Annotated in this window: 21 protein-coding genes; 13 read left to right on the top strand and 8 right to left on the bottom strand. The window is 49.1% G+C overall.

Features of this window, described 5'->3' with window-relative positions:
- Window positions 1-12 precede the first annotated feature (12 nt).
- From E6P06_RS20705 to E6P06_RS27680, 4 genes are read left to right on the top strand one after another with little or no spacing between them, the layout of a single operon-like run.
- Window positions 13-2,523, top strand: coding sequence for a hypothetical protein (locus tag E6P06_RS20705; protein WP_139935660.1), 2,511 nt, complete (start codon window positions 13-15; stop codon window positions 2,521-2,523).
- Window positions 2,520-4,322 carry a hypothetical protein gene (locus E6P06_RS20700; RefSeq protein ID WP_139935659.1) on the top strand — a complete coding sequence of 601 codons (1,803 nt, stop codon included), beginning with the start codon at window positions 2,520-2,522 and terminating at the stop codon, window positions 4,320-4,322. The genes E6P06_RS20705 and E6P06_RS20700 overlap by 4 nt, the downstream gene beginning before the upstream one ends.
- A gap of 4 nt (window positions 4,323-4,326) precedes the next feature.
- The gene (locus E6P06_RS20695; RefSeq protein WP_139935658.1) at window positions 4,327-6,801 is read left to right on the top strand and encodes a hypothetical protein; all 2,475 of its coding nucleotides are present in this window, start codon (window positions 4,327-4,329) and stop codon (window positions 6,799-6,801) included.
- 10 nt (window positions 6,802-6,811) lie between these two features.
- Complete coding sequence (locus E6P06_RS27680; protein WP_045719437.1) at window positions 6,812-6,952, top strand: hypothetical protein; 141 nt, start codon at window positions 6,812-6,814, stop codon at window positions 6,950-6,952.
- Window positions 6,953-7,001: 49 nt separating this feature from the next.
- Here E6P06_RS27680 and E6P06_RS20690 read toward each other — a convergent pair whose 3' ends face one another.
- Entirely contained in the window at window positions 7,002-7,262 is a 261-nt protein-coding gene (locus E6P06_RS20690) for a hypothetical protein (protein WP_003847193.1), read from the bottom strand.
- A 197-nt stretch (window positions 7,263-7,459) separates the two neighbouring features.
- Between E6P06_RS20690 and E6P06_RS28070 the strand changes: the two genes are divergently transcribed.
- Window positions 7,460-9,580, top strand: a complete 2,121-nt coding sequence (locus E6P06_RS28070) for a phage tail protein (RefSeq protein ID WP_246862889.1) — start codon at window positions 7,460-7,462, stop codon at window positions 9,578-9,580.
- 58 nt (window positions 9,581-9,638) lie between these two features.
- On the opposite strand, the gene E6P06_RS20680 is transcribed toward E6P06_RS28070, so the two are convergent.
- Window positions 9,639-10,664, bottom strand: coding sequence for an acyltransferase (locus E6P06_RS20680; RefSeq protein WP_139935657.1), 1,026 nt, complete (start codon window positions 10,662-10,664; stop codon window positions 9,639-9,641).
- A 172-nt stretch (window positions 10,665-10,836) separates the two neighbouring features.
- On the opposite strand from E6P06_RS20680, the gene E6P06_RS20675 reads away from it, so the two are divergent.
- Genes E6P06_RS20675 through E6P06_RS20660 form a run of 4 tightly spaced genes read left to right on the top strand, consistent with a single transcriptional unit; the run spans window position 10,837 to window position 12,631 of the window.
- Window positions 10,837-11,241, top strand: a complete 405-nt coding sequence (locus E6P06_RS20675; RefSeq protein WP_001275998.1) for a putative holin — start codon at window positions 10,837-10,839, stop codon at window positions 11,239-11,241.
- Window positions 11,228-11,536 carry a phage holin family protein gene (locus E6P06_RS20670; RefSeq protein ID WP_139935656.1) on the top strand — a complete coding sequence of 103 codons (309 nt, stop codon included), beginning with the start codon at window positions 11,228-11,230 and terminating at the stop codon, window positions 11,534-11,536. The genes E6P06_RS20675 and E6P06_RS20670 overlap by 14 nt, the downstream gene beginning before the upstream one ends.
- Window positions 11,526-12,152, top strand: a complete 627-nt coding sequence (locus E6P06_RS20665) for a glycoside hydrolase family 19 protein (protein WP_139935655.1) — start codon at window positions 11,526-11,528, stop codon at window positions 12,150-12,152. Before E6P06_RS20670 ends, E6P06_RS20665 begins: the two co-directional genes overlap by 11 nt.
- Entirely contained in the window at window positions 12,149-12,631 is a 483-nt protein-coding gene (locus E6P06_RS20660; protein ID WP_139935654.1) for a DUF2514 domain-containing protein, read from the top strand. Before E6P06_RS20665 ends, E6P06_RS20660 begins: the two co-directional genes overlap by 4 nt.
- A gap of 222 nt (window positions 12,632-12,853) precedes the next feature.
- Here the strand turns inward: E6P06_RS20660 and mscS are convergent, their stop codons facing one another.
- Both mscS and E6P06_RS20650 read right to left on the bottom strand, forming a co-directional pair.
- A complete protein-coding gene (mscS, locus tag E6P06_RS20655) occupies window positions 12,854-13,732 on the bottom strand; it encodes a small-conductance mechanosensitive channel MscS (protein ID WP_003838477.1) in 879 nt (292 codons plus the stop codon).
- Window positions 13,733-14,096: 364 nt separating this feature from the next.
- Window positions 14,097-14,300 (bottom strand): YfgG family protein, encoded by a 204-nt coding sequence (locus E6P06_RS20650; protein ID WP_139935653.1) that lies wholly within the window; start codon window positions 14,298-14,300, stop codon window positions 14,097-14,099.
- Window positions 14,301-14,650: 350 nt separating this feature from the next.
- Here E6P06_RS20650 and E6P06_RS20645 point away from each other — a divergent pair, with 350 nt between their 5' ends.
- Window positions 14,651-16,921 (top strand): sensor domain-containing phosphodiesterase, encoded by a 2,271-nt coding sequence (locus E6P06_RS20645; protein ID WP_139935652.1) that lies wholly within the window; start codon window positions 14,651-14,653, stop codon window positions 16,919-16,921.
- Here the strand turns inward: E6P06_RS20645 and ppx are convergent.
- The 4 genes from ppx to purM form a co-directional block, all read right to left on the bottom strand.
- Entirely contained in the window at window positions 16,901-18,442 is a 1,542-nt protein-coding gene (gene ppx / locus E6P06_RS20640) for an exopolyphosphatase (RefSeq protein WP_003037914.1), read from the bottom strand. The genes E6P06_RS20645 and ppx overlap by 21 nt on opposite strands.
- 4 nt (window positions 18,443-18,446) lie before the next feature.
- On the bottom strand, window positions 18,447-20,513 hold the full coding sequence (ppk1, locus tag E6P06_RS20635; RefSeq protein WP_003037917.1) for a polyphosphate kinase 1: 2,067 nt from the start codon (window positions 20,511-20,513) through the stop codon (window positions 18,447-18,449).
- 214 nt (window positions 20,514-20,727) lie between these two features.
- Window positions 20,728-21,369 (bottom strand): phosphoribosylglycinamide formyltransferase, encoded by a 642-nt coding sequence (purN, locus tag E6P06_RS20630; RefSeq protein ID WP_003838482.1) that lies wholly within the window; start codon window positions 21,367-21,369, stop codon window positions 20,728-20,730.
- Window positions 21,366-22,403, bottom strand: a complete 1,038-nt coding sequence (purM, locus tag E6P06_RS20625) for a phosphoribosylformylglycinamidine cyclo-ligase (protein ID WP_003838485.1) — start codon at window positions 22,401-22,403, stop codon at window positions 21,366-21,368. The genes purN and purM overlap by 4 nt, the downstream gene beginning before the upstream one ends.
- Window positions 22,404-22,698: 295 nt before the next feature.
- Between purM and E6P06_RS20620 the strand changes: the two genes are divergently transcribed.
- From E6P06_RS20620 to uraA, 3 genes are all read left to right on the top strand, one after another.
- Complete coding sequence (locus E6P06_RS20620) at window positions 22,699-24,129, top strand: 6-phospho-beta-glucosidase (RefSeq protein ID WP_139935651.1); 1,431 nt, start codon at window positions 22,699-22,701, stop codon at window positions 24,127-24,129.
- Window positions 24,130-24,312: 183 nt separating this feature from the next.
- Entirely contained in the window at window positions 24,313-24,939 is a 627-nt protein-coding gene (gene upp / locus E6P06_RS20615) for a uracil phosphoribosyltransferase (RefSeq protein WP_003037929.1), read from the top strand.
- A gap of 96 nt (window positions 24,940-25,035) precedes the next feature.
- Complete coding sequence (gene uraA, locus E6P06_RS20610) at window positions 25,036-26,325, top strand: uracil permease (RefSeq protein ID WP_003037932.1); 1,290 nt, start codon at window positions 25,036-25,038, stop codon at window positions 26,323-26,325.
- Window positions 26,326-26,402 lie beyond the last annotated feature (77 nt).

The raw sequence follows: 26,402 nt of genomic DNA, 5'->3' as shown, positions 1-26,402 counted from the left end.
GGAGAATTCGAAATGCCAACAGTACCAACTGTCACCGGTCGCCAGGTAGAAAGCAGAGGATTTCAGTCACCAGGTTTTCAGGCTTTCGAACAGCCAAACATTGGTGATGCGCTGACGCAGGTAGGGCCAAAGGCCATGGATGTTTTTGCTCAGGCAAAACAGCGCACTGATGTTGCTCAGGCACAGGATGCATCATTGCAACTCAGTCAGGTATCCAGTGACTTGCTGACTAACCCGGATACCGGCCTGCTCAACATGCAGGGCAAGAACGCCCTTGGCAAGGGACAGGTTTATACCCAGCAATTCGATGCTCAGGCAGAGCAGATCGCGATGACATTGCCGGAAGGTGCCCGGGCTGGTTTTATGCAGCAGGCTCAGCAGCAGCGCATTCAGTTCACCACCCAGGCTGGCAGGCATGAGATAAGCCAACTCAATGCCTATGAAGAAGGTCAGTTCCAGGCGACTCTGGCGAATAACGGTAAACTGGCTGCTGCCGCCTATGGTGATAATGCCAATTATGTTCTCTACAACCAGCAAACTTTCCAGCAGATCGAAGATTATGGCGCCGCTCATGGCTGGAGTTCTGAACAGATTCAGGCCAAAAAGATTGAGTTTAAAGAGAAGGTCGCCGATGCTTCCCTTTCTCAGTGGTCGGCAAATAATTCGATCGAGTTCATCCAGAGCAATGGCGAGTTAAGCGATACGGTTACTGGTTCCCGCCGTGCAGTATCAGAAGGTGGTTCTGGTGATAGCTCCCGTGGTATTCGCAACAATAACCCAGGAAACCTCGAATACAGCAAAACCAATCCGTGGGTAGGCCAGACCGGTGATGATGGTCGATTTGCCAAATTCGAAACGCCAGAGCACGGCATTCGGGCGCTTGGTCGCAACTTGCTGTCATACCAGAGACAGGGCATTGATACTGTAAACGACATCATTAATCGCTGGGCACCGCCTTCTGACAATAACAACACCGAAGCATACATTCAGGCAGTATGTGCTCAACTCGGCGTGACTCCTGACCAACCGCTTGACGCATCAAACCCTGATACGCTAAAGGCTTTGTGTGCCTCCATTATCCAACATGAGAACGGCAGTCAACCGTACAGTGATCAGCAACTTGCTACCGGTGTTAGCGCGGCTATCGGTCTGTCACAACTGCCTACCAGCACCAAACGCTACACAGGCAACGCGGCATTTGACGCTGCATCTCCGGAGGCCCAGGCGACATTCCTTCGTCAGGCTGACCAGATCCGTAAGCAGCAGCAGGCGGAATATCGCACTAATATCGACAGTCGTGTGCGTGATGCCAGCGCAGCATACATGCGCGGCGTTGACTTCCCTGATGCTCCTACGCAGAACGACTTCCTCGCCGCCTACGGCGTGCGGGAGGGAAATCTACGCTATACCGAGTTTCGCAACACGCAGATCGCCGGGCAGTACATCGGATCGTTTCGCAACATGCCGACCAGCAGCATTCAGGCGGCAGTAGAAAACCTGAAGCCAGATACCGGTGAAACTGGTGAAGGATATGCAGCACGCGCCCAAACCTATGACGCCGTTGTCTCTGCGGCAAGTACTGTCCTCGCGCAACGTAAAGCAGACCCAATTCAGTTTTCACTTTCTTCCGGGCAAACAAAGCCTATCGATATGACCAACCAGAACAATTTCAGCCAGACGATTGCCCTTCGGGCTTCTCAGGCTGTAGATCTGGCTAAGTCATACGGTACGCCGCTGACGTTCTTTTCCAAAGAAGAGGCGAATCAGATCGGGGCTTTCTTCCGCGATGCACCAGTTTCTCAGCAGTCTGCATACCTCGACACCATTCGGCAGAGTACTGGCGGTGGTCAGGTATATATGTCGGCGCTTCAGCAGATCAGCACCAATGCTCCATCGGCAGCTGTCGCCGGGATCCTTATGGATAAGCCTGGCGGTGTTGTGGCTGAGAAAAACTGGTTTAACCCTGATGTTTCTGTATCACCTGAATCGGCAGCACAAACCATCCTTTCTGGTGCTGCAGCTCGCAAAGGTACAGATGATGTGAAAGGCATACCAATGCCGAAAGATAACGATCTTCGTCTTGAGTTCTCTGACATGGTGAAGGATGCGTTTGCCGGTGACGCGCATGGCGCATCAATGGCCTACGAAATAGCCAAGGACTATTACGCTGGCGTGATGGCGAAGAAGGGCGTTGTATCAGGTGAGATTGACAGTGACACATGGAAGCAGGCTGTTAACGTAGCTACTGGCGGCGTACATGACTATAACGGCATGGGAAGCGTGCTGTTACCGTGGGGTATGTCTGCCGAGCAATTTGATAAACAAGTTGATCAGGCCTGGAAAACACAGGTGACTGATGCAGGAATAAAAGCCCCACCAGGGCAGTATGGGCTGCAAAGCTATGGAGATAGCCAGTATCTGGTGAAGCTCGGAACCGGGTATTTGCTGAAAGATGATGGAACTCCTGTCGTTATCGATCTCACACAACAGCGCCAGAGGTTCTCAGGGGGGATCCCGCAATGAGTTACTTTGGTCTCAACGCAGTTAACCAGAATCAGCAACTGGATGAAGCGGCATCTAACCCAGCAGGGTTTAATACCGATGTCGGTTTCTTCGATAACTCAGGTACTGCTGCTGTTTCTGGCCTGTACTCTGGACTGGTTGCCAAACCAGACCAACTTCTTTGGGCTGGAATGGATAAGATCGTTTCACCCATCGCTAAGTTTGTTAACGAAAACACTTCCATCAATGATACATCGGCTGAATACATCGGCGAACAGCGAAAACTCGCAGAGCAGCAAGTTAAGCGCCTGACTCCTGACGCCGCCACAACAGGAACTGCTGGTCAGGTACTGAATGGTCTGTTCGATATGGGCGGGCAGGCTGTCGTTGGTACGCTGCTGGCCGGTCCAGCCGGTGGTGCTGCTGCCGTCACTGCACTGCAGGGCTTCTCTGAGTTTGAGAAATTGACTGCTCAGGGCGTAGATTTCAGGACCGCTCAGGAAGCTGGTCTGGTGCAGGGTGTCACTGCTGGCGCTGGCACATTGATCCCTATGAGTTTGGGTTTACGTGCCGGTGGGGCGCTGGCAGAAAGTGTTGGCGCACAACTGGCGAGGACAGGTGAAAGTGCAGTACGTAATGCTGCTGCTACTGCTGTTCGCGCAGCTCCAGATATTGCATACGCAGCCGGAACTAACATTGCCTTTGGCATGGCCCAGCGCGGTCTGACTGCAAAGACGCTGCGTGATGGTGGTTATAACGAAATGGCGGCTCAGTACGATGTGTTTGATCGCCAGTCTATCGCCATCGATGCGGTTCTTGGTGTGGCATTTGGTGGTGTTGGCCGGTTCCTTAATGCCCGCGGTGAAACTGCTTCAACTCCTGAATTTTCCCCAGCGGAGGTGGATGCAGCGCTGGCAGCAAATGCCTCACATCACGCTGAGATTGATGTTGCTCCTGGTGTTCCGGTTAATGTTCTGTCACGTGATGCGCATATACAGGCGCTACAGAAAGCAATGAACGATGTAAGCCAGGGTCGTGCAGTTGATGTGGCCAGCATTGCCGAACCAGCATCATTTAGCGACATTCCTGGGAGGAGAAACCTTATTTCTCAGGCCATAGATGAAACCCTGTATCGCTCTGAAGAAGGAAGCACTCAGATAGCTGTTGATACCAGAGCGCTGGAACAGCAAGCGGCTCAGGCTTTAGACGTTGAGCAGGTTAATCAGTTGCAGACTGATATCGCTGGCATCGAGAGATCCATTGAAACACTCAACCAGGAACGCTCCGGAGTCCTGAACGAACAACCTTCAGGCAGCGGACGTGAATTATCACGTTCACGTGCAGCTCGTCAGGAAAGGCTGCGTGATATTGACCAGCGTATCAATGACGAGTCGGTCAGACTACAGACGGCAAAGGATAATCTGGCGGCGAATGTTGAGGGAGGGGTTAACTTTGAAGCGCGGGCTGAATTAGCCAGACGCCAGCAGGCAGAAAGCGATCTTAATGCACAGGCCATGTCATTCTATAAAACAGCAGAAGTGCGGACTCCTGACGAGGCTGCACCTTTTGAACCAGGTGCCATATTACAGCAGGCAGAACAAAGACCAACAGCGGAGCAGGCCGGAGATATGGATCTACGTATCGCTGAAGACTCGCTTGTTGAGTCACCTGACATGATGATCACCATTCTCGATGATGACGGAAACCCACAGTCGCGCAGCGCTCGGGAAGTGCTGGACGAAGTGAGCAGAGAGAATGAGCAGGCAGTACAGGATTCCAGCCTTTTTGACGTGGCTGTAGCGTGTTTCTTGAGAGGATAATTGAATGAGACAGGAATGTATTCAGGCCGTGCAACAGGCAGCACAGCGTACTCTTACAGCCCGAGAAATACAGAATATCGAAGACCGCATTTACCGCAATATGCGATCTATTGCCCGTGACGATCCGATGTCATGGCGTCAACTTAACGACGCTGAACGCCTGCGCCGAGCCGGGCAACTGGCGGCTGAAGAGTTGCAGCGAGAAGCGGCACTGAAAAAACGCCGTGTCGCGCTTACCATCGCAGCGCGTCAGCGCCTTGACAACTTCATTAACAGTTATCAGGGTGCTGACGGAAAGCTAGGCGCACTCAACCGCACGATCGCCTTCAGCGCTGACGGGAAATCAAACTTTCTGTCTGTTGAGTCCCGCACGAAAGCGACCCGTGATTACGCATTAAGCCAGTTACAGGAGGCGTTCGAGGCTGTTGATCCTCGTTTCTTCGGTCTATTCGAAGATGAAGCCGGAGTCCGTGATCTGGTGTTTGAGATGCGCGGCCAGAAAACAGGTAATGCGAAAGCCATGAAAGGGGCGAAAGCCTGGGGCGAAGTTACTGAGCTACTGCGCCGCAGGTTTAATGATGCTGGTGGTGATATCGGCTATCTGGAAAACTGGGGTATACCTCAGCACCATTCTATGGAAAAGGTTGGGGCAGTATCGAAGGATAAGTGGGTAAGTGATGTGATTGGTAAACTCGATCGCAAATATTACACACGCGCCGACGGCCAGTTGATGAATGATACTGAGTTATCAGCTTTTATCGGTGAAGCCTATAACACGATTGCCACAGGTGGCCTGAATAAACTCACTGATACCGGTATGCGTATTTCCGGTGCGCGGGCAAACCGTGGCAACGCCTCACGCCAGATCCACTTTAAAGACGCTGATTCATACCTTCAGTACCAGCAGATGTACGGCGACCGGTCACTCTGGGAAATCATGGTAGGGCACCTGGAAGGTATCAGTAAAGACATTGCGCTGGTGGAAACCTACGGACCAAACCCGGATCATGTGTTCCGCTCACTGCTGGATCAGACTAAATCAGAGACAGCTACGGCTAACCCGCAGGATACCGGTCGCATAGAGCGCCAGGCAAACAATACTGAGAACCTGTATAACTTTATTTCTGGTAAAACTCAGCCTGTTGCAAACCCGCATATTGCGCGCTGGTCGGATAACATCCGCAACTGGATGGTTGCCAGTCGTCTCGGTTCTGCGCTGTTGTCATCGTTCTCTGATCTTGGAACCATGTACCTGTCAGCGAAGGTTACCAACCTTCCGATGAATCAGTTATTACGTAACCAGCTTGAAGCTATGGACCCAACGAATCGCACTGAATTGGCCAGGGCTCGTCATGCTGGCTTGGCTATGGAATCACTGCTCGGTAGCGTTAACCGCTGGGCGATGGATAATATGGGGCCGTCTGTCTCCCGGTGGGCTGCAACTGCAGTTATGCGCGCCAGTGGATTAACTGCGTGGTCCGACGCGCACAAGCGTGCCTACGGTGTCACTATGATGGGCAGTCTTGGTGATGTTGTCACCAGAACACCGGATCTGAAAAGCCTGTCTAATGACGATTTCCGCATACTGAAAAGCAAAGGAATCACCGATACCGACTGGAGCGTGTGGAAGATGGCGCAACAGGAGGACTGGGGGAAAGGCAACGATACGATGCTGACTCCGGAAAGCATCATGCGTATACCCGATGCTGCTGTAGAGCACCTCGGATCACCGGAGCGCGTGAAGTTTGAAGCAATGCGTAAGCTGCTCGGAGCGGTGACAGAAGAAGTTGACATGGCTGTGATCACTCCTGGTGCTCGTGAGCAGATGGTTACCGGTTCAGGTATCCAGCGCGGAACATGGAAAGGTGAATTAACCCGCAGCGTATTCTTGTTCAAGTCATTCCCAATCTCTGTTGTGATGCGCCACTGGTCTCGGGCTATGGGTATGCCTTCTGCTGGTGGTCGGGCTGCTTATATCGCGACGTTTATAGCCAGCACGACAATACTTGGCGCGCTTTCTCAGCAACTAAATGACATGGCATCAGGCCGTAATCCGCGGGATATGGCCGGTGAAGATGCTGCTAAATTCTGGCTTGGTGCGCTGCTTAAAGGCGGTGGCCTTGGCCTGTACGGTGATTTCCTTCTGTCTGATCACACCCGGTACGGGAGCGGCGCGCTAGCGTCTATGCTTGGCCCTGTGGCTGGTCTCGTTGATGACGTCATTAAGATCGGTCAGGGCATCCCGCTGAATGCGGTAGAGGGTAAGAGCGAGCAAACTGGTGGTGATCTGGTTAAGCTTGGTAAAGGTCTGACGCCTGGTGCCAATATCTGGTACCTGAAAGCAGCGGTTGATCATATGATCTTTAACCAGATGCAGGAGTATTTTTCTCCTGGCTATCTGCGTAAGATGGAGCAGCGTTCGAAGAAAGAATTTAACCAGACATACTGGTGGCGACCTCAGGATGTCACTCCGCAATAAGGATTCGACAATGATTGCTTTTATTCTTGTTGTGTTGGCACTTGTCGCGCTTGGCGTAATGAACCGTAAAGGTATCATTGAAGATGGGGAATTTTCCGTCGCAGTTGTTCTAATATTATCTGGTGTCGCAGGATACATAGGCATGTCATAGCATGAAGGTGACATGTCACGAGGCCGCAATAGCGGCCTTTTATTTTTCATTAAGTGGTTTGCTTACGTAACTGTTCCGCACAGTAATCGAGATGCGTTTGCAGATCCTGCATGGTCATTTGAGAACTTGTGACGTAATTCACAAGCGCAACCAGTTCAGCTAATGGCCCGTCAACATTGAAGCCATCTTTATCGAGTTCCCGCAGCAACTTCATCAGATGCGAGTCCTCCACCAGGGACCTAACGCCTACCGGCGTGTGTATTCTTTCCTCAAATCCTTCTTCCAGCGGATGGTGATACTGCCGTTGCATCTATTCTTCTCCATGCAATCACTGTATAAACATACAGTAGCAGAAGATATCAGGACTATCCAGCATGAAATGCAAATTACCTGTAAGGTAATAAAACATATGTTCAATCTTCATTTGGTTCATATAAGGTTTTTATGGTAATACAATGATTCAGAGTGCATGCGCGCCGGGCGCATAAGCAATCTGGAGATACTTACATGACGGTCTCAACCGAAGTTGACCATAACGACTACACGGGGAATGGGGTCACAACTTCTTTCCCTTATACCTTCCGAATTTTTAATAAGTCTGATCTGGTTGTGCAGGTTGCAGACCTGAGCGAGAACATCACAGAATTAGTCCTTGATACTGATTACGCCGTTACTGGTGTGGGAGGGTACACAGGAGGGAATGTAATACTGTCAACGCCACTGACAAGTGGATACCAAATCTCAATTTCACGTGAGCTTCCAGTTACACAGGAAACAGATCTTCGAAATCAGGGTAAGTTCTTCGCAGAAGTGCATGAGGATGCTTTTGATAAACTGACTATGCTGATTCAGCAGGTGCGCAGTCGGTTAAGACTGGCTCTACGTAAGCCGTCGTTTGTGGCTAATTATTATGATGCGATGAACAACTACATCCGTAATTTGCGCGATCCCAGGGACCTTCAGGATGCCGCCACCAAAAATTATGTAGATAGTGTTTCAGGTTCAAATCTTAGCAGAACCCTTCGAACACCAGATGCTATACCTGAATTACCATCAGTGGAGGATCGTAAAAACAAAATAGTTGCAATGAATGATTCAGGAAATCCAATTATGATTTTACCTGAATCAGGAACAGCATCCGATGTGTTTATAGAATTAAATAAAAATAATGGGTTCAAATATATAGGGAAATGTGAATCAATATCCAAACTAAGAACTATTGTTGCTGATAGTAATGGTCAGTTCATATTAGTTGACTCATATAGACATGGAAGCAATAAAGGTGGCGGTATATTCCAATGGAATTCCGCATCTAACGATCCTGACGATGGCGGGGCAGTCATTGCCGTGACAGGGGTAGCTACAGGACGGTGGGTTAGACAGGTAAACGGTCGGTATACACCTGAAATGTACGGAGCAGATGGTACAAAGACAAACGACCCGTCAGCCATTAAATCGGTACTGGAGCACCAGAAATATGTGCTTTTTTCTGGCGTTTATTATATGAATGATGAGTTTGTTACCAATGGGCATAATATTGAAGGCGGTTCAACTGGAGAATATTATGGTGATGGTTCTAAAACAAAAATAGTTTTCTTTGGTGGGTTCTCTGCAAAGCAAGCAGTTCGCAATGAAATAACAAAAAGCTCTTATAAAAACATCACCTTTGAACCTGAATCATGGGATCCTGTTAATGGGTATACAGGTACCGGTTTGCGTGTTGGCAGAACTCTTGATGCTGAAAACTGCAACTGGTTTAAGTTCAAGGAATTTGGGATGGATTTATGGGCATCTATTACAACTGAACTTGTCCATTATCCATATGGTAGTCAGTTCAGGAATTGCAGGTTTGAATTTAATGGGTTTAATGGCATAAGATTCACTAACGGGGCAAATTCAGTTCAAGTATATGGTGGGACGGCAAGCTGGAATGGTTCTCCAGCCTATGGCGTGAAACCAACAGATTCAAGTACTGGGTGGGACGGAATTCTATTTACAAAAATAACAGATGGATCAGTTCCACCAATGGATAATGATTTTGATATACAAGGAAACATTATTGAGGGGATTGATTGTAGCTACAATGCAAGATATGGTTTTAATGCTGATTATGCCAATCAATCAATTTTCAACATAGGATACTCAGAGGCAAATTTCGGACCTGTTGATGTACATGTAAGAGACGTTGTAGCATGCACTATTAATATACAGGTTTCTCAAAGAGGAGAGGATATCGAGGTACCGAACTACTCGCCAAGCATTCCAAGGTCATCAGCAAATTATCCAAACAGTATCGTAGTGGCTGGAGTAGATTATGGGAGTGGTTCAAAGGATGATGGAGATAGATACATCACATGGAGAAACCCGAGATATGGGATAACCCCTTTTTCATTTGGCTCTCTAGGTAACTCTGGATTCAGAGCTTACAAAGACAAATCTGGATCATTCGAAACTTACAACGAAGGTGGTGGCGCGCTCCCATTGATTAGAGCAAACTCCGGGACATTGCCTGTAGCAAAAGAAAAGTACTTAGGAACATTGTGGCGTGATACATCAACTGGTCCAAATGGTGTATATATGTGTGTGGAAAGTGCTCCAGGTGCATACTTATGGAGTAAATTGAATTAATGTATGCGCCGCCAGAAATAAATAATCTGGCGGTGCCTATAATGCAATGATACTTAAGCTATACAGCAAACGATAGAATTTTTGTTTTCTTTATTATAAATGAAACTAACATACAGATGACAAATGTTGCCACTGAAGATAATAAAACGTAAATTGAATTCATTTTATACCCCCACCAATATATAAACATTGTATAGAAATAGTCCACAAACAATAGGTGCATACAATATACACCAAGAGTCAATTGGCTTACTTTAGATATTTGACCATCAAATCTTGATAAGATATTACCATTTTTTAAAAATAAAATAAAAATTGAAGATGCACCAATAATAACAAATGGTGAAGTATATGAATAAAGGCTTTGGTCTATGTTTTCAGACTTTATTGACATAAAGTAAACAAATAATGATGTTGCTGCAACTGATAAAAAGAACGCAACTATAAAAGGTAATGACTTTATTTTTGATTCATTTTTGCATACGAAGTCAAAAATCAGCCTGCCAAGAATCAAGTATCCCATCACATCAGCAAGATATGAAAGATTGAATGTTTGCACGTAGTTATTGTAAACCCCAATCATGTTCTTGAATGTCATGAATGTGCACAAGATAAACCATATAAACAAATAAGAAACAGAGCTTTTTAGTGATGAGTTGTGATAAGCCTTGGATAAGAAAGGTATTGCCACATATGCTCCAACTATAAAATACAGATACCACAAATGATATTTAACAGGTCCAGAAAGGATGCCTCCAATTGAATCAAATAGCATACCTAAACTAAGTGTAGCGTTTTTGTCTCTCCATATGTACACAATAGACCAAAAGAACAAACACGACATTATAATTATTATTCTTTTGGCAATCTTTGTTTTTGAATCTGGTTTTTCTCTAATGAGAAGTGCGCCACTTAACATTATAAATAATGGTACACAAACCCTTGTCATTGAGTCAATTATATTTAATTGCCCCCAGGAATCATTTGTTTTATATAATCCCATGGCGGATGTGTGAAGTAATATCACAAAAAAACAAGCCACTATCCTTGTGACATTTAAACCTATAGATATATCTTTATTCATATTAAAACTACCTATTGTATATTTTATGTTTTTTCATGGATTATTTAATTTTATCACCTTTAAGGTAATTTTTCCAAGTGCAATGAAGGTTGATTGCAACCATATATGGTTTATTGTGTATGATGAGCTCACCAACTAAGGGGGATTTTATGCACAGTAAACGGTGGTTGATATGTCAGCTCAGCTAACCAGTGAGTCTTTAAATCAGTGGCTTAGCATGGGTTCCTTGGCTGCGGTTATCGCCGGGGTCCCTCCAGAAGTGGCGCTTGGTGCTTTATCTGGCGCGGTAATATTTATTACCTCTGCCGTTGAGTATCCAATTCGCCGCCGGGTTCTCCTGTCGATGCTCAGCTTCCTATGCGGGCTTCTCTTCTACAAACCAACTGCATCAATCCTTATCGGCGTAGCCAGCCTGATCCCAACTATCACGCAGGATTCATTCGAGAAAGGGATCGTCTTCTCTGCTGGCGCGTTCGTGTCGGCAATCGTCGCAGTACGTATTGGTATCTGGCTCTATCACCGCTCCGACAATCCACGCGATTTAATCCCGGGGAGAAAAGACGATGACAACTCATGAGCTGCTTTTACTCATTGCCAATGCGGTTATCTGTTCTGCGATAGCAATCCGTGTCGGAACCTTCCGGCGTAATGGATCTCAACACCGCAGGTTGGGCGGATGGATAGCCTACTTCCTTATCGTGGCATCAGCCAGCATCCCCGTCCGCGCCGCATATGCAATCTGGTATCACACGCCAATGGTCGCTGATTTATCAGAGGTCATCATCAATGCTGTCATGCTTGCCGCCGTACTGAAGACGCGCGGTAACGTCGTGCAGATATTCAAAATATCGAGGTCTCAACATGGACATTAACCAGTTCCGGCGGGCAGCCGGTATCACTGAGCAACTGGCAGCGCGCTGGTACCCACATATCACCGCCGCCATGAATGAATTTGGTATCACTAAACCAGATGACCAGGCGATGTTTATCGCACAGGTCGGGCATGAGTCCGGAGGATTTACCCGGTTACAGGAAAACTTCAACTACAGCGTATCAGGGTTGTCAGGTTTCATCCGTTCCGGGCGTATCACTCCAGACCAGGCTAATGCGCTTGGCCGCAAAACATATGAGAAATCCCTTCCTCTGGAACGCCAGCGCGCGATCGCCAATCTGGTGTACAGCAAACGCATGGGCAACAACGGTCCTGGTGATGGGTGGAACTACCGAGGGCATGGGCTTATCCAGATCACAGGTCTGAACAACTACCGGGATTGCGGTAACGGTCTGAAGGTTGATCTGGTAGCGCAGCCTGAACTGCTGGCACAGGATGAATACGCGGCCCGTAGTGCGGCGTGGTTCTTCGCCACCAAAGGTTGCATGAAGTACACAGGCGATCTGGTTCGCGTCACGCAGATCATTAACGGTGGCCAGAACGGTATCGACGACCGGCGGTCGCGTTACGGTGCTGCCCGTAAGGCGCTGTTATGATCTGGGCATTCGTCAAAGCATACTGGAAACAGTTGCTTATAGTGGCGATGCTTGCTGCGCTGGTCGTCGGCGGGCGTTTAGCCTGGGTTAACCATGGTGAAACGCAGTACAAAGCTGGGTATGCGCAGGCAAAAGCAGACCGTAAAGCCGAAGATGATAAAGCTCGTCAGCACGACGAACAGGAGAAAGCGACCAATGAACGTGAAGCGCAGCGTGCACTCGACCGGGCGCGCAATGATGCTCTTGATGCTGCCGCTCGCGCTGGCAGGCTGCAGCAACAGCTCGTTGCCATCCGTGAGCAGCTCAGGCAGTATAACGCCACTGTCGGCGCTGGGACGTCAGCCGCAGATACCGGCGTTTTGCTTGCCGACGTGCTCAGCAAATCTCTCGAGCGAAACCGACAACTGGCAGAGTACGCTGACCGGGTCGCCGAAGCCGGAAGAGTCTGTGAAAAGCAGTACGATTCGTTGACCCGGTGACATGGCATTTTTCATGGTACTGATTTCCGGTGACGGTATATAAAACGGTATGGAAAATATCATTGCTTTAAAAGTTGTTATCAGTCAATTAGTTATGTTACCCGTAAATAATTGAGTGGGAATAATAGCCCTTTCTGTTAGCGGTTTCTGAACCGGTAATATGTAAAAAAACCCTCTTTTTATAGAGGGTTTTTTATTGCGCTCATACCGAAGCGCTGTGAATTAATCAACCAACTGTAGCTGGGGTTGAGATTGGGGGGCTACGTTCTCAACGCGAATATCCATCTGCGGATACGGCAGGGAGATATGGTTGGCGTCCAGGGCTTCTTTAATGTTTTCCAGCAAATCGTAATAGGTATTCCAGTATTCGATGTTGGGCACCCATACGCGGACGTAAAAATTCAATGCTGAAGCGCCCAGTTCGCCCAGACGAACGGTTACCCCACGTTGCTTATCGATGCGGGTATCCTGATCGATAATATGGTTAATCACGCGCTTAACGTCAGCTATCCGGCTCTGATAGCCGACGCCAATCACCAGATCGATACGGCGGAAAGGGTGGCGGGAATAGTTAATGATATTGTCAGCGATGATCTTACCGTTTGGAATGACCACTTCTTTGCTGTCGGCGGTGAGCAGGGTGGTGGAGAAAATATGCACCTTTTCCACCGTTCCGGTGACTGCCCCAATTTGTACCACTTCTCCGGCGCGGAATGGACGCAGGGAGACCAATAGTACGCCAGCGGCAAAGTTGGAAAGCGATCCTTGTAGCGCGAGTCCAATGGCCAACCCGGCGGCACCAATGACGGCAATAATGGAGGATGTTTCGATACCGACGCGACCCAATGCGGCAACAACGGCAAAGGCGAGGGTAATGTAACGTACCAGCGCGGTGAAGAACTGGATAATGGTTCGGTCAACTTTACGTTTTAAAAGTAATTTTTCCAGACCACTGGAGATCAGGCGAGAGACAAATTTACCGACAAACAGTAAAATTACGGCGGCAACGATATTCCAGCCGAATTGAATAACCGCATCGCTGTGTCCAGCGATCCATTCAAGACCGCTGCTTATTTTCGGAAATAATGAAAAACCACTCATGGTATTACCCTGTAGAATTTAAAATGGTAATGATTCAAATAAGCATTTAATTTCATACATAATATTAATGCTTTCACCTGTGATATTTTCTGGTGATATTAATTGGCGTCTATTTGAACACAGTGTGTCTTTTTATACCCAGTAAATCGGAACGTAAAAATGAGCGCGAATGGTGCAGTGAAGTGAGATTAAAAGATTGTGAATTTGTGCGAAAAACACGGTCTGTCATCGGATAACTCCGTGCGTGTGGTGGGTAAGGCAGCGTATTGTTTCATCACTCAAATCCCTTACCGGATGGTTAAATGTCAGGCGATTAGCCATCCGGTAAGGAATCTTAATGCTGAGATATTACAGGCGCGAGCGATCAGCGCGCGTCGGTTTGAGCAGGAGATGCCTGTTGCGGCTGGGTGATCTGCTGAGAGTCTTTTTTGTTCTGGTGGTGGTGCCACGCACCTATAGCGGAGTAGACGAAGCGTCCGAAGAAGAAGAGAAAGCTGATAAGCAGTATGATCCGGATCATGCGACTATTAAATCGGTGTCGTTTGCGTAGGCTGGTAACCTGGCTCACAAAAGGTTCCTTGTAGTGTACCCAACTGAGGGCGATACTCACATTAAGGCATACTGTGAGGCAATGGTCAATTTTTCGTTATGTAAAATTGCTTCAGTTGTTTTATCCTCATATGTTATGAAAATTAATATTATTATTTGCATTAATAATGAATTAACGATAAGAAACGATGAAAATAGTAATAATTGATTAATGAGGGGCTTTTTTTTTGATATATATCAAACGTCACCCTTTACTGATAACTAAAATTGATGAGACATAGTAATGTATTTAACTTCATCATTTTAGAGTCAGGTGGGATGCCTGTCTGAATACCCCCTGCAGGATGTGCGGGATTCTACTGAGCATCTATGAAACTCAATAAAAATTATATTTGTATGAGAGATAGATGGTGGGCGTTACCTCTCATCATACCATCTTTGCTGTTGCCTATATTGAGCACTGCCAATACCTATGCCCATATTAGTACTGGGACCGTAATTCTTTTCTACATGCCTTTGGCGTTGATGATTAGCCTGATGCTATTTTTTGGCTGGGCGGCATTGCCGGGAATTATCATTTCCATTATCTGCTACAAATATCCGCAGGTTGGGTTATTTGAAACGCTCTCAATAATTTCGCACTTTATTGTAACGATAGTGCTGAGTTGGGGAGGGTATAAAGTATTTGCACCCCGGCGGAACAACGTATCTCACGGTAACTCCCACCTGATGTTTCAGCGCATGTTTTGGCAGGTCTTCTGCCCAGCGACGCTGTTTCTGATCCTCTTCCAGTTTGCCGCATTTGTGGGCGTTTATGAGAGTAAATCCGGCATGGTGGGGGTTATGCCCTTTAATACTGGCACGTTGATCAACTATCAGGCTATGCTGGTCGGGAATCTGATTGGGGTTCCTTTGTGCTACTTTATTATTCGCACGATCCGCAACCCTTTGCATGTCAGAGGCTATTTTTCTCAATTAAAGCAGCAGTTTGATACCAAAGTTACCAAAACTGAGGTTGCGGTCTGGCTGATTATATTGGCTGTACTTATGGCATTGCTGTGTATGCCGTTAAATGAACAAAGCTCAATATTCAGCACAAATTATACTCTGTCGTTGTTGCTACCTGTCATGCTCTGGGGAGCAATGCGTTACGGTTACAGATTTATTTCGCTGATATGGTCTGTCGTACTTATTACCGCAATTCATTATTACCAGCGCTATATGCCCTGGTATTCTGGCTACGATACCCAGCTTGCCATTACCTCATCGAGTTATCTTGTTTTCTCCTTCATCGTGAACTTCATTGCCGTACTGGCAACGCGCCAACGCTTTGTTACCCGGCGCAACCATCGTCTGGCATTCTTTGATCCGATGGTGCATCTGCCAAATTTGCGCGCATTGAACCGGGATTTGAAAAAAACGCCATGGTCAGTGCTCTGCTTTTTGCGTGTTCCGGGCATGGAGCTACTGGTAAAAAATTACGGCATTATGCTGCGTATCCAGTACAAGCAAAAACTCTCACAGTGGATAACGCCACTGTTGGCACAGGATGAGCATGTCTATCAGTTATCGGGTAATGACTTAGTTTTGCGTTTTAACACTGAGTCGTATCAGGAGCGCATTGAAGCCCTGGATAGGCATATCAAGCAGTTCCGTTTTATTTGGGATGGCATGCTTTTACAGCCGCAGGTGGGGATCAGTTTTTGCTGTGTCCGTTCTCCTGTTAACCATATCTATCTGTTACTGGGAGAGTTAAGCACCATTGCCGAGCTTTCTCTGGCGACCAATTCACCAGAGAACTTGCAGCGCCGAGGCGTCATGCACTTGCAACGTGACCTGAAAGATAAGGTTGCGATGATGAATCGTCTACAGCTGGCGCTGGAGCACAATCGTTTTTTCCTGATGGCGCAGCCGATTTTTGGCGTACGCGGCGACGTTTATCATGAAATCCTGCTGCGCCTTGAGGGAGATGACGGTGAAACCATCCCGCCTGATTGCTTCTTGCCGATCGCACATGAGTTTGGCTTGTCGTCCAGCATCGATATGTGGGTGATTGAAAATACGCTGAAGTTTATGGCACAGAATCGGGAAAAAATGCCCGCCCGTCGGTTTGCCATTAACTTGTCACCCACGTCGATATGTCGCGCCCGACTTCCGCATGACATCAAGCAGCTACTGGTTAAGTATAAGGTTGAAGCGTGGCAGTTGATTTTTGAAGTCACGGAAAGCAACGCCTTAACCAATGCGGAACAGGCACAGGAAACGTTACTGCAGCTGCAATCACTGGGCTGTCAGATTGCGATTGATGATTTTGGTACGGGTTACGCCAGCTATGCGCGGCTGAAGAATGTGAGTGCCGATATCCTGAAAATTGATGGCAGCTTTATTCGCAGTATCGTTTCGAATAGCCTCGACTACCAGATCGTGGCCTCTATTTGCCATCTGGCTCGGATGAAAAGAATGCTGGTGGTTGCGGAGTACGTCGAAAGTGAAGAAATACGCAGTGCGGTAATTTCGCTGGGGATTGACTACATGCAGGGGTACTTGATTGGCAAACCACAGCCATTGCATGAAACGCTGGAAGAACAGGCACCAGACGCGCTGGCACCTGTTCTGAGTTTATGCGGCGATATCGGGTGAGGTTTCTTCTTCAATTTTGAGACGCCAGCCGGTTACGCCCTCCCAGTATTGCTGCTCTTTTTCCAGATCGAGCAGCACCAGCGCATTTTGGCTAAACCAGTCATGCGGGAAACGTAAGGTCCAGTGGTTGTCGTCGGTTATCAGAGTCAGGGTTGGCGGCGTGGTGGTCGCCTGACGCTGATTATTCAGCAGCACGCCGAGGCGTAACAGTTGAATTAATGGCAGAAACTGTTTTTTCTTGAACAGTGTAAAGCGGGGCAAATCATCCAGTTTCACCGCTTTGCGATGATAACGAACTAATGTTGCCATCATCAGTTGTTGCTCCTGATTAAACCCCGGTAAATCGCTGTTTTGTAAGATATAAGCAGAGTGGCGATGTAAGCCGCTGTGGTTGATGTTCAGCCCAACCTCATGCAGCATCGCTGCCCAGCGCAGTAATGCTTCCAGTTGAGGATTGGCCAGTTTGGGCTGTTGCGTATGCCACTGGTCGTACATTTGCATCGTTGTTTCCAGTACGCGCCGGGCCTGTTCACTGTCAATGTTGTACTGGTTCGCCAGACTGCTGGCGGTACGGCTGCGAACGTCCTGGTGGCGAAAACGTCCTTCCATCTCGTACAGTACGCCTTCGCGTAGTGCGCCATCAGAAAGGCGAAGTTCGCGGATAGCCAACGCGTCAAAAACGCCGCACAGAATCGCGAGTCCGGGTACAAACACTGCTTTTCGTTCTTCTGACAATCCCGGCAAGCTGAGCGCATCAAATGACGCATGCTTCAGCACTTCAGATGTCAGTTTGTCCAGGCGTTCGGGGGTGATAAAACCGTCTTTTTCACCCATCTCCAGCAGCACTTCGTGTGCCGCTTTAATCGTGCCTGACGCGCCCATTGCGACGTTCCAGCCCTGAATGCGAAACTGCCACGTTAAGGTTTCAAGCTTTTGCGCTGCCGCCATGCGGGCACGCTGGAAGTTTTCCCGGCTGATAACACCGCCCGGGAAATACATCTGGGCAAAACTGACGCAGCCCATACGGCGGCTTTCGACCAGCTTGGGTTCGAAATCTTCGCCGATCACCAGTTCTGTTGAGCCACCGCCGATATCGATAACCAGCTTGCGGCCTTTTTCCGGCTGAGTATGCTCCACGCCCATAAAAATCAGTCGGGCTTCTTCGTTACCGGAGATAATCTCAATCGGGTAGGGGATGACTTTTTCCGCTCGCTTGAGAAAATCGGTCGCATTCAGCGCCTGACGCAAAGTATGGGTTCCCACGATGCATACGCTTGACGGGGGAAAGCCCTGCAGGCGTTCGGCGAACAGCGACAGGCAGCTTAATCCGCGTTCCATTGCCTCTTCGCTCAGCTTGTTATCTTCGCCGAGACCATCCGCCAGATGAACGCGCTGTTTCAGCCGCCCGATAATCTGCATTGCGCCATCAACCACGCGGGCAATGACCATATGGAAACTGTTTGAACCAAGGTCGACCGCAGCAAATTCCTGCGGTCGTGGAGTCTTGTCGTGTATTGGCATAGCGTTAGTCAGGTTGCTCGAGTGATTTGATGTAGTCGTAAATCGCCAATTGTGACTGAACTTTACGGCGGTTTCCGCGTGGTACGTAGCGATTACTGAGTTCTTTATCGATGAAGCGAGCCTTCACCGTGTCGCTGAACAGGATATCGATAATATCCAGCACGCGCTGCTTAAGGCGCGGGTCCAGCAGCGGAGTGGCGACCTCGATACGATAGTCGATATTGCGGGTCATCCAGTCTGCAGAGGAGAGGTATACCTGCTTATCGCCACCGTTTTCGAAAATATAAACCCGGTCGTGTTCAAGGTAGCGATCAACGATGCTGATAACACGAATATTGTCGCTAATGCCTTCCAGGTTCGGGATCAGAGAGCACATACCGCGAATCAACAAATTAACCGGTACGCCTGAGCTTGAGGCCGCATAGAGACGATCAACCAGGCCTTTATCGACCAGGTTGTTCAGTTTTAGCGTGATACCGGAAGGCTGGCCTTGCTGCGCATTGGCGATTTCTTTGTCGATCATCGCGTACAGCAGACGGCGTGAGTTCTGCGGAGAAACCAGCAGATAATCGAACGTCACCGGACGATACGGGTTTTCGATGAAGTTGAACACCCGACGAACCTCGTTGGTGATGCGTGAATCAGCGGTAAGCAACGAGTAGTCGGTGTACAGGCGCGCCGTTTTTTCGTTGAAGTTGCCCGTCCCGATATGCGCATAGCGCACGACTTCATCACCTTCTTTACGCGAGATAAGGAACAGTTTGGCGTGAATTTTCAGACCCGGCGCGGAGAAGATGACGTGAACGCCCGCTTCGGTCAGACGCTTGGCCCAATGAATGTTGGCTTCTTCATCAAAGCGCGCCTGTAATTCCACTACCACGGTGACTTTTTTACTGTTATGCGCGGCATGGATCATCGCGTCGATGATGCGCGAGTCTTTCGCCACACGGTAGATGTTGATCTTTATTGCCAGTACGCTCGGGTCGAAAGACGCCTGGCGCAACAGTTCAAGAACGTGCTCAAAGGTGTGGTACGGGTAATACAGCAGCACATCGCGCTCGCGGATTGCATCAAATCCGTTACGGAATTTCTCATTGTCGAACCAGATGTGGCGCAGACGCGGCAGCGGCTTATTCACCAGGTTGGCTTTGCCAACGTTGGGGAAGTTAATAAAGTCTTTGAAGTTATGGTAACGGCCGCCGGGAACAATCGAGTCGTAGCGAGAAATCGTCAGTTTTTCACGTAGCACCTCGACCAACGCATTGGGCATGTCGCGCTGATAGACGAAACGCACAGGCTCTGCGGTCAGACGCTGTTTCAGGCTGGAGGACATCAGCTCCATCAGGCTCGATTCCATCTCGTGCACCAAATCGTATTCGGCGTCACGGGTCATTTTCATCGAATAGGCGTTAAGTGCGTCGTAATCAAAGAACCCTTTGAAAATATCGTCAAGGCAATAACGTAAAATGTTGTCCAACAGGATCATCGGCTTGCGACGACGCGGAGTTTCCGGCGGCAGATTCACAAAACGGGGAACCTTGTCAGAAGGGATTTCCAGCAGCGCGTAGCGGATTGTATCGCCGCGGATAATCTCTACCGCCAGATATGTGTAGTCATCTTTCAAAAACTGGACTAAATCCGTCTCGCGGTTAATCAGGATCGGCGTGATGTGCTGGCGAAGATATTGCTTGAAGTAATGACGCAACCAGCTCTGCTGATTGGCCGATAGCTGGCGTTCATTGATTAAGAAAATCTGATTGCGCGCCATCTCCAGCAGCAACTCGTTGTACAGACCGTCAAATTCCTGATCGGCTTTTAATACGCGGGCCTGGATTTTGCCTAACAGATGGCGGGAGTGAGAGTTTGAACCCTGTTCTTCGCTAATAATGATTCGGCGCTTCAGTTCGGCAAAACGAACCTTATAAAACTCGTCGAGGTTATTGGAATAGATGCCTAAGAAACGCATCCGTTCGATCAACGGGTTTGACTTATCAGCAGCTTCCTGGAGTACGCGTTCGTTGAACGCTAACCAACTGAGTTCTTTCTCGATGTATAGCTTTTCCTGACCCATTACCACTTTTACTCCGTTTCATTCACGGGACACTACCGATTTATTATGGCGAGCATTGCTCTCAGATGTCCAACTGTGCCAGAAAAATATGACAATAAACCGTCTGATAGCAAAGAGAAAGGGGGAGCGTAGATGAATACCGGTGGTATTAACCGGAAAAGGTAGTTATGCCTGTAAGCCGGATGGTGACATGCGGCTTACAGGTTGAATTTTATTATTCGTCGGCGGCGTAGCCTTGTGGCGGTAGGCGGATGCCATCCAGCCATGCGGCGTTATCACGCATTTTCAGGCGACCATCAATAAACCAGCTTACCACCAGTGGGTAAATGGTATGTTCCTGAGCCTGAACCCGCGCCGTGACATCATCTTCGCTGTCGCCTTCAAATACCGGAACCTTGGCCTGGAGAATAACCGGTCCGCCGTCCAGTTCATCAGTGACGAAGTGGACGGAGGTACCATGCTCTTCATCGCCGTTTTCCAGTACCTGGCGGTGCGTATGCAGGCCGGGATACTTTGGCAATAAAGACGGGTGGATATTCAGCAATCGTTCAGAATAGTGCGCGACAAACGCCGGGCTGAGGATGCGCATATAACCGGCCAGCACCACTACATCCGGCGCCCAGGCGTCAATTTCTTGCATCAGTTGGCGGTCGAAGGCTTCGCGACTGGCAAACTGGGCGGCTTCCAGCGAGTGTGCCGGAATATTCGCTTCGCGTGCGCGCTCAAGGCCGAACGCATCGGCCTTGTTACTGAATACTGCACGTATGGTGCCATTGATTTTTTTCTGTTCACAGGCGTCTATTATCGCCTGCAAATTGCTTCCGTTACCGGAAATGAGCACCACAATGTTTTTCATTCAATGACCACACGCTGTTCGGAATCAGAAGCTTTGATGATACCGATTTTCCATGCGTTTTCACCTTTCTCATTGAGCAAAGCCAGGGCTTTGTCCACTTCCGGAGCTGGCAGGGCGATAACCATACCTACGCCGCAGTTAAAGGTGCGATACATCTCATGCTGGCTGACGTTACCCGCCGTTTGCAGCCAGTTGAAGACGGCTGGCCACTGCCAGGAAGACTCGTCGATCACGGCCTGCGTGTTGTCTGGCAGAACGCGTGGAATATTTTCCCAGAAGCCGCCGCCGGTCAGGTGGGCAATGGCGTGCACATCAACCTTCTCGATCAGTTCCAGAATGGATTTTACGTAAATGCGGGTCGGAGCCAGCAAGTGGTCGGCCAGCGATTTACCTTCAAGCTCGGTGGTTTCCGGGTCACAACCGCTGACTTCAACGATTTTACGCACCAGAGAGTAACCGTTGGAGTGCGGACCGCTGGAGCCGAGCGCAATCAGTACGTCGCCGTCAGCCACTTTAGAACCGTCGATAATCTCTGATTTTTCGACGACGCCAACACAGAAACCTGCCACGTCGTAATCTTCGCCGTGGTACATCCCCGGCATTTCAGCTGTTTCCCCACCGACCAGCGCACAGCCAGACTGCAGGCAGCCTTCGGCAATCCCGTTAATGACGCTGGCTGCGGTGTCCACATCCAGTTTGCCGGTTGCATAGTAGTCGAGGAAGAACAGCGGCTCAGCGCCCTGAACCACGAGGTCGTTGACGCACATTGCGACGAGGTCAATGCCGATAGTGTCGTGGCGTTTCAGATCCATCGCCAGACGCAGTTTTGTACCAACGCCATCAGTGCCGGAAACCAGTACCGGTTCACGATATTTTTGCGGCAATGCGCACAGCGCACCGAAGCCACCCAGACCACCCATAACTTCCGGACGACGCGTTTTCTTTACTACGCCTTTGATTCGATCAACCAGAGCATTACCTGCATCAATATCAACACCGGCATCTTTGTAGCTAAGAGAGGTTTTATCGGTCACAGCCTGCTTCCCCACATGTTTACTTGCAGTAAAAGTTAAATTCGGCGCAATTCTAACAGGGAAAGCAAACGTTTGCGAGCCTGCTCTGCATCAAGTTTTATCTGCTGGTTTTTTCAGCATTTTACAATCATTTATCTATTTGTTTGAACTGCGCCACGAAAATGAAACCGGGTACAGCCTTGTGCTTGAAACCTACCAGCCGAATGCACAGTATCGTACTGAAACCGGTTTCTGTTTTTTGTTGCGGGCCTCATTTGGAGCGTTTTGCGCAGAGTCATCACGATAGGGGAAGGGGATGTCAGGATTTAAAGCAGATTTCATGTGGGGTGGCGCTGTCGCCGCTCATCAACTGGAAGGTGGCTGGCAGGAGGGCGGTAAAGGAATTAGCGTTGCCGATGTCATGACGGCGGGGGTGCATGGTGTGGCGCGTGAAATCACTGACGGTGTGATTGCCGGTAAAAACTACCCTAACCACGATGCCATCGATTTTTATCATCGCTATAAAGACGACATCAAGCTGTTTGCCGAAATGGGGTTTAAATGTTTTCGCACTTCTATTGCCTGGACGCGGATTTTCCCTTTAGGTGACGAAGCGCAACCTAATGAAGCTGGCCTGCAGTTCTATGATGATCTGTTCGACGAATGTCTGAAATATGGCATTGAACCGGTGATTACGTTGTCGCACTTCGAGATGCCCTACCATCTGGTGACGGAATATGGCGGCTGGCGCAACCGTAAGCTTATCGACTTTTTTGTCCGTTTTGCCCGGGTGGTTTTCACTCGTTACCAGCACAAAGTGAAGTACTGGATGACGTTTAATGAGATTAACAATCAGGCAAATTATCACGAAGACTTCGCGCCCTTTACTAACTCTGGCCTGAAATATCTGCCTGGTGAAGACCGCGAGCCGGTCATGTTTCAGGCTGCGCACTACGAGCTGGTGGCAAGCGCGCTGTCGGTGAAGGTCGCGCGTGAAATTAACCCGGCGCTGCAAATTGGCTGCATGATTGCGATGTGCCCAATTTATCCGCTGACCTGTGCGCCGAACGACATGATGATGGCGATGAATGCTATGCACCGGCGTTACTGGTTTACTGACGTCCATGTGCGCGGCAAATACCCGCAGCATCTTCTCAATTACTTTGCCCGTCTTGGCTTTGAACTGGATATCACCGAGGAAGACCGTCAGGCGCTGACCGAGGGCTGCGTTGATTACATCGGCTTTAGCTATTATATGTCTTTCGCGACCCAGGCAACGGCGGACAACCCACAGCTGGATTACGACGAGTCGAAAAGCCTGGTTTCTAACCCGTACGTGCAGAAGTCGGACTGGGGCTGGCAGATTGATCCCGTCGGTCTGCGCTATTCGCTGAACTGGTTCTGGGATCATTATCAGTTGCCGCTGTTTATTGTAGAAAACGGCTTTGGGGCGATTGACGTGCAGCAGGCCGACGGTTCGGTGGATGATTCCTATCGTATTGACTATATGGCCGCGCATATCCGCGAAATGAAAAAAGCGGTGGTGGAAGATGGCGTGGATCTGATGGGCTATACCCCGTGGGGCTGTATTGATTTAGTCTCGGCCGGGACGGGGGAGATGAAAAAACGCTACGGCTTTATCTATGTTGATAAAAATAATGACGGGAGTGGGACATTAGCACGCTCGCCGAAGAAATCTTTTTCATGGTATCAAAACGTCATCCAGAGTAATGCTGAAAATCTATAAAATTCATAGCATTGATAACAACCCCCGCACTTATTGTGGGGGTTGTTTTATACTCATCATCCAGACGCAAACGATTTTGGTTGATCCATATCAAGCGTATGCAGTGTTGCGCCAGAGACGAAAAGCGGTATAATCCGGCGATTTTTTTTGTGGTTGCCACTCGTCTGAGGAAAGGAGAAGAGTATGAAGATCGTGGAAGTCAAACACCCACTCGTCAAACACAAGCTGGGACTGATGCGTGAAAACGACATCAGCACTAAACGCTTTCGTGAACTCGCCTCGGAAGTTGGCAGCCTGCTGACTTATGAAGCAACCGCCGGTCTGGAAACCGAAAAGGTGACCATTGAAGGCTGGAACGGTCCGGTTGAAGTTGACCAAATCAAAGGTAAAAAAATCACCGTTGTGCCAATCCTGCGTGCGGGCCTGGGCATGATGGAAGGCGTTCTGGAAAACGTTCCGAGCGCGCGTATCAGCGTGGTCGGTATGTACCGTAATGAAGAGACGCTGGAGCCGGTTCCGTACTTCCAGAAGCTGGTTTCTAACATTGATGAGCGTATGGCGCTGATCGTTGACCCGATGCTGGCAACCGGCGGTTCCGTTATCGCTACCATCGACCTGCTGAAAAAAGCAGGCTGCAGCAGCATTAAAGTCCTGGTGCTGGTTGCTGCGCCGGAAGGTATCGCGGCGCTGGAAAAAGCGCACCCGGATGTTGAGCTGTACACTGCCTCCATCGATCAGGGACTGAACGAGCACGGATACATTATTCCGGGGCTCGGCGATGCCGGCGATAAGATTTTTGGTACCAAGTAAACGAATAAGTGAAAAGAAGCCGACTTTAAGAGTCGGCTTTTTTTTGAATAAAACAACCCAATCGCTAATAACAAACAACACTCAGAGGAAAACACTATGACGCGCCGTGCTATCGGGGTGAGTGAAAGACCGCCGCTTTTACAGACAATCCCGCTTAGTTTACAGCACCTGTTCGCCATGTTTGGCGCAACGGTACTGGTGCCAGTCCTGTTTCATATCAACCCAGCTACCGTTCTGCTGTTTAACGGTATTGGTACTTTACTGTATCTCTTTATTTGTAAAGGTAAAATTCCGGCTTACCTCGGTTCAAGCTTTGCGTTCATTTCCCCGGTTCTGCTGCTGCTGCCGCTAGGGTATGAAGTGGCGCTGGGCGGTTTCATTATGTGTGGCATCCTGTTCTGCCTGGTTTCGTTCATCGTTAAGAAAGCCGGTACTGGCTGGCTGGATGTAATGTTCCCGCCTGCGGCGATGGGCGCAATCGTTGCCGTTATCGGTCTGGAGCTGGCGGGTGTCGCTGCGGGTATGGCGGGATTGCTGCCTGCGGAAGGACAAGCGCCAGACTCAACAACCATCATCATCTCAATGGTGACGCTGGCTGTGACGGTATTTGGTTCCGTGCTGTTCCGTGGCTTTATGGCGATTATCCCGATTTTGATTGGGGTGCTGGCCGGGTACGCGCTCTCCTTCGTGATGGGCGTCGTGGACACCACGCCGATAGCGCAGGCTCACTGGTTTGCTCTGCCGACGTTCTATACGCCGCGCTTTGAATGGGTCGCTATTCTGACCATTCTGCCTGCGGCGCTGGTGGTTATTGCTGAACACGTCGGCCACCTGGTGGTAACGGCGAATATCGTGAAAAAAGATTTGATTCGCGATCCTGGCCTGCATCGTTCTATGTTTGCTAACGGCCTGTCGACGGTGATCTCCGGCTTCTTCGGTTCTACGCCGAACACCACGTACGGCGAAAACATCGGCGTCATGGCGATTACCCGCGTTTACAGTACCTGGGTTATTGGCGGTGCGGCGATTTTCGCCATTCTGCTCTCCTGCGTGGGTAAACTGGCTGCGGCGATCCAAATTATTCCACTGCCGGTCATGGGCGGTGTGTCTCTGCTGTTGTACGGCGTGATTGGCGCTTCCGGTATTCGCGTGCTGATCGAGTCAAAAGTTGACTACAACAAAGCACAGAACCTGATCTTGACCTCGGTCATTTTGATCATCGGCGTCAGCGGCGCGAAAGTTCACATCGGTGCTGCTGAGCTGAAAGGCATGGCGCTGGCGACCATTGTGGGTGTCTGTCTGAGTCTGATTTTCAAAGTTATCAGCCTGCTGCGTCCAGAAGAAGTGGTGCTCGACGCCAAAGATGCCGACACTGAGCAACAGTAAACCTTTGACCGGGCGGCGATGCTGCCCGGTTCTATCGCGACGCATTTCTGTGTTAAACTCAACGCGATTTTATGAAA

Origin of the sequence: Citrobacter sp. CF971, from assembly GCF_006385635.1 — a bacterium.
Taxonomy (GTDB): Bacteria; Pseudomonadota; Gammaproteobacteria; order Enterobacterales; family Enterobacteriaceae; genus Citrobacter; species Citrobacter freundii.
This window is presented reverse-complemented; position numbering and strand designations above follow the sequence as displayed.

Excerpts from the sequence above, each read along its gene's own strand:
- E6P06_RS28070 (WP_246862889.1), top strand. The coding sequence starts at position 7,460 with ATGACGGTCTCAACCGAAGTTGACCATAACGACTACACGGGGAATGGG.
- purN (WP_003838482.1), bottom strand. The coding sequence starts at position 21,369 with ATGAAAAACATTGTGGTGCTCATTTCCGGTAACGGAAGCAATTTGCAG.
- E6P06_RS20695 (WP_139935658.1), top strand. The coding sequence starts at position 4,327 with ATGAGACAGGAATGTATTCAGGCCGTGCAACAGGCAGCACAGCGTACT.
- uraA (WP_003037932.1), top strand. The coding sequence starts at position 25,036 with ATGACGCGCCGTGCTATCGGGGTGAGTGAAAGACCGCCGCTTTTACAG.
- E6P06_RS20700 (WP_139935659.1), top strand. The coding sequence starts at position 2,520 with ATGAGTTACTTTGGTCTCAACGCAGTTAACCAGAATCAGCAACTGGAT.
- ppx (WP_003037914.1), bottom strand. The coding sequence starts at position 18,442 with ATGCCAATACACGACAAGACTCCACGACCGCAGGAATTTGCTGCGGTC.
- E6P06_RS20645 (WP_139935652.1), top strand. The coding sequence starts at position 14,651 with ATGAAACTCAATAAAAATTATATTTGTATGAGAGATAGATGGTGGGCG.
- E6P06_RS20620 (WP_139935651.1), top strand. The coding sequence starts at position 22,699 with ATGTCAGGATTTAAAGCAGATTTCATGTGGGGTGGCGCTGTCGCCGCT.
- E6P06_RS20705 (WP_139935660.1), top strand. The coding sequence starts at position 13 with ATGCCAACAGTACCAACTGTCACCGGTCGCCAGGTAGAAAGCAGAGGA.
- mscS (WP_003838477.1), bottom strand. The coding sequence starts at position 13,732 with ATGAGTGGTTTTTCATTATTTCCGAAAATAAGCAGCGGTCTTGAATGG.
- E6P06_RS20675 (WP_001275998.1), top strand. The coding sequence starts at position 10,837 with ATGTCAGCTCAGCTAACCAGTGAGTCTTTAAATCAGTGGCTTAGCATG.
- upp (WP_003037929.1), top strand. The coding sequence starts at position 24,313 with ATGAAGATCGTGGAAGTCAAACACCCACTCGTCAAACACAAGCTGGGA.
- E6P06_RS20680 (WP_139935657.1), bottom strand. The coding sequence starts at position 10,664 with ATGAATAAAGATATATCTATAGGTTTAAATGTCACAAGGATAGTGGCT.
- ppk1 (WP_003037917.1), bottom strand. The coding sequence starts at position 20,513 with ATGGGTCAGGAAAAGCTATACATCGAGAAAGAACTCAGTTGGTTAGCG.
- E6P06_RS20670 (WP_139935656.1), top strand. The coding sequence starts at position 11,228 with ATGACAACTCATGAGCTGCTTTTACTCATTGCCAATGCGGTTATCTGT.
- E6P06_RS20690 (WP_003847193.1), bottom strand. The coding sequence starts at position 7,262 with ATGCAACGGCAGTATCACCATCCGCTGGAAGAAGGATTTGAGGAAAGA.
- E6P06_RS27680 (WP_045719437.1), top strand. The coding sequence starts at position 6,812 with ATGATTGCTTTTATTCTTGTTGTGTTGGCACTTGTCGCGCTTGGCGTA.
- E6P06_RS20665 (WP_139935655.1), top strand. The coding sequence starts at position 11,526 with ATGGACATTAACCAGTTCCGGCGGGCAGCCGGTATCACTGAGCAACTG.
- E6P06_RS20660 (WP_139935654.1), top strand. The coding sequence starts at position 12,149 with ATGATCTGGGCATTCGTCAAAGCATACTGGAAACAGTTGCTTATAGTG.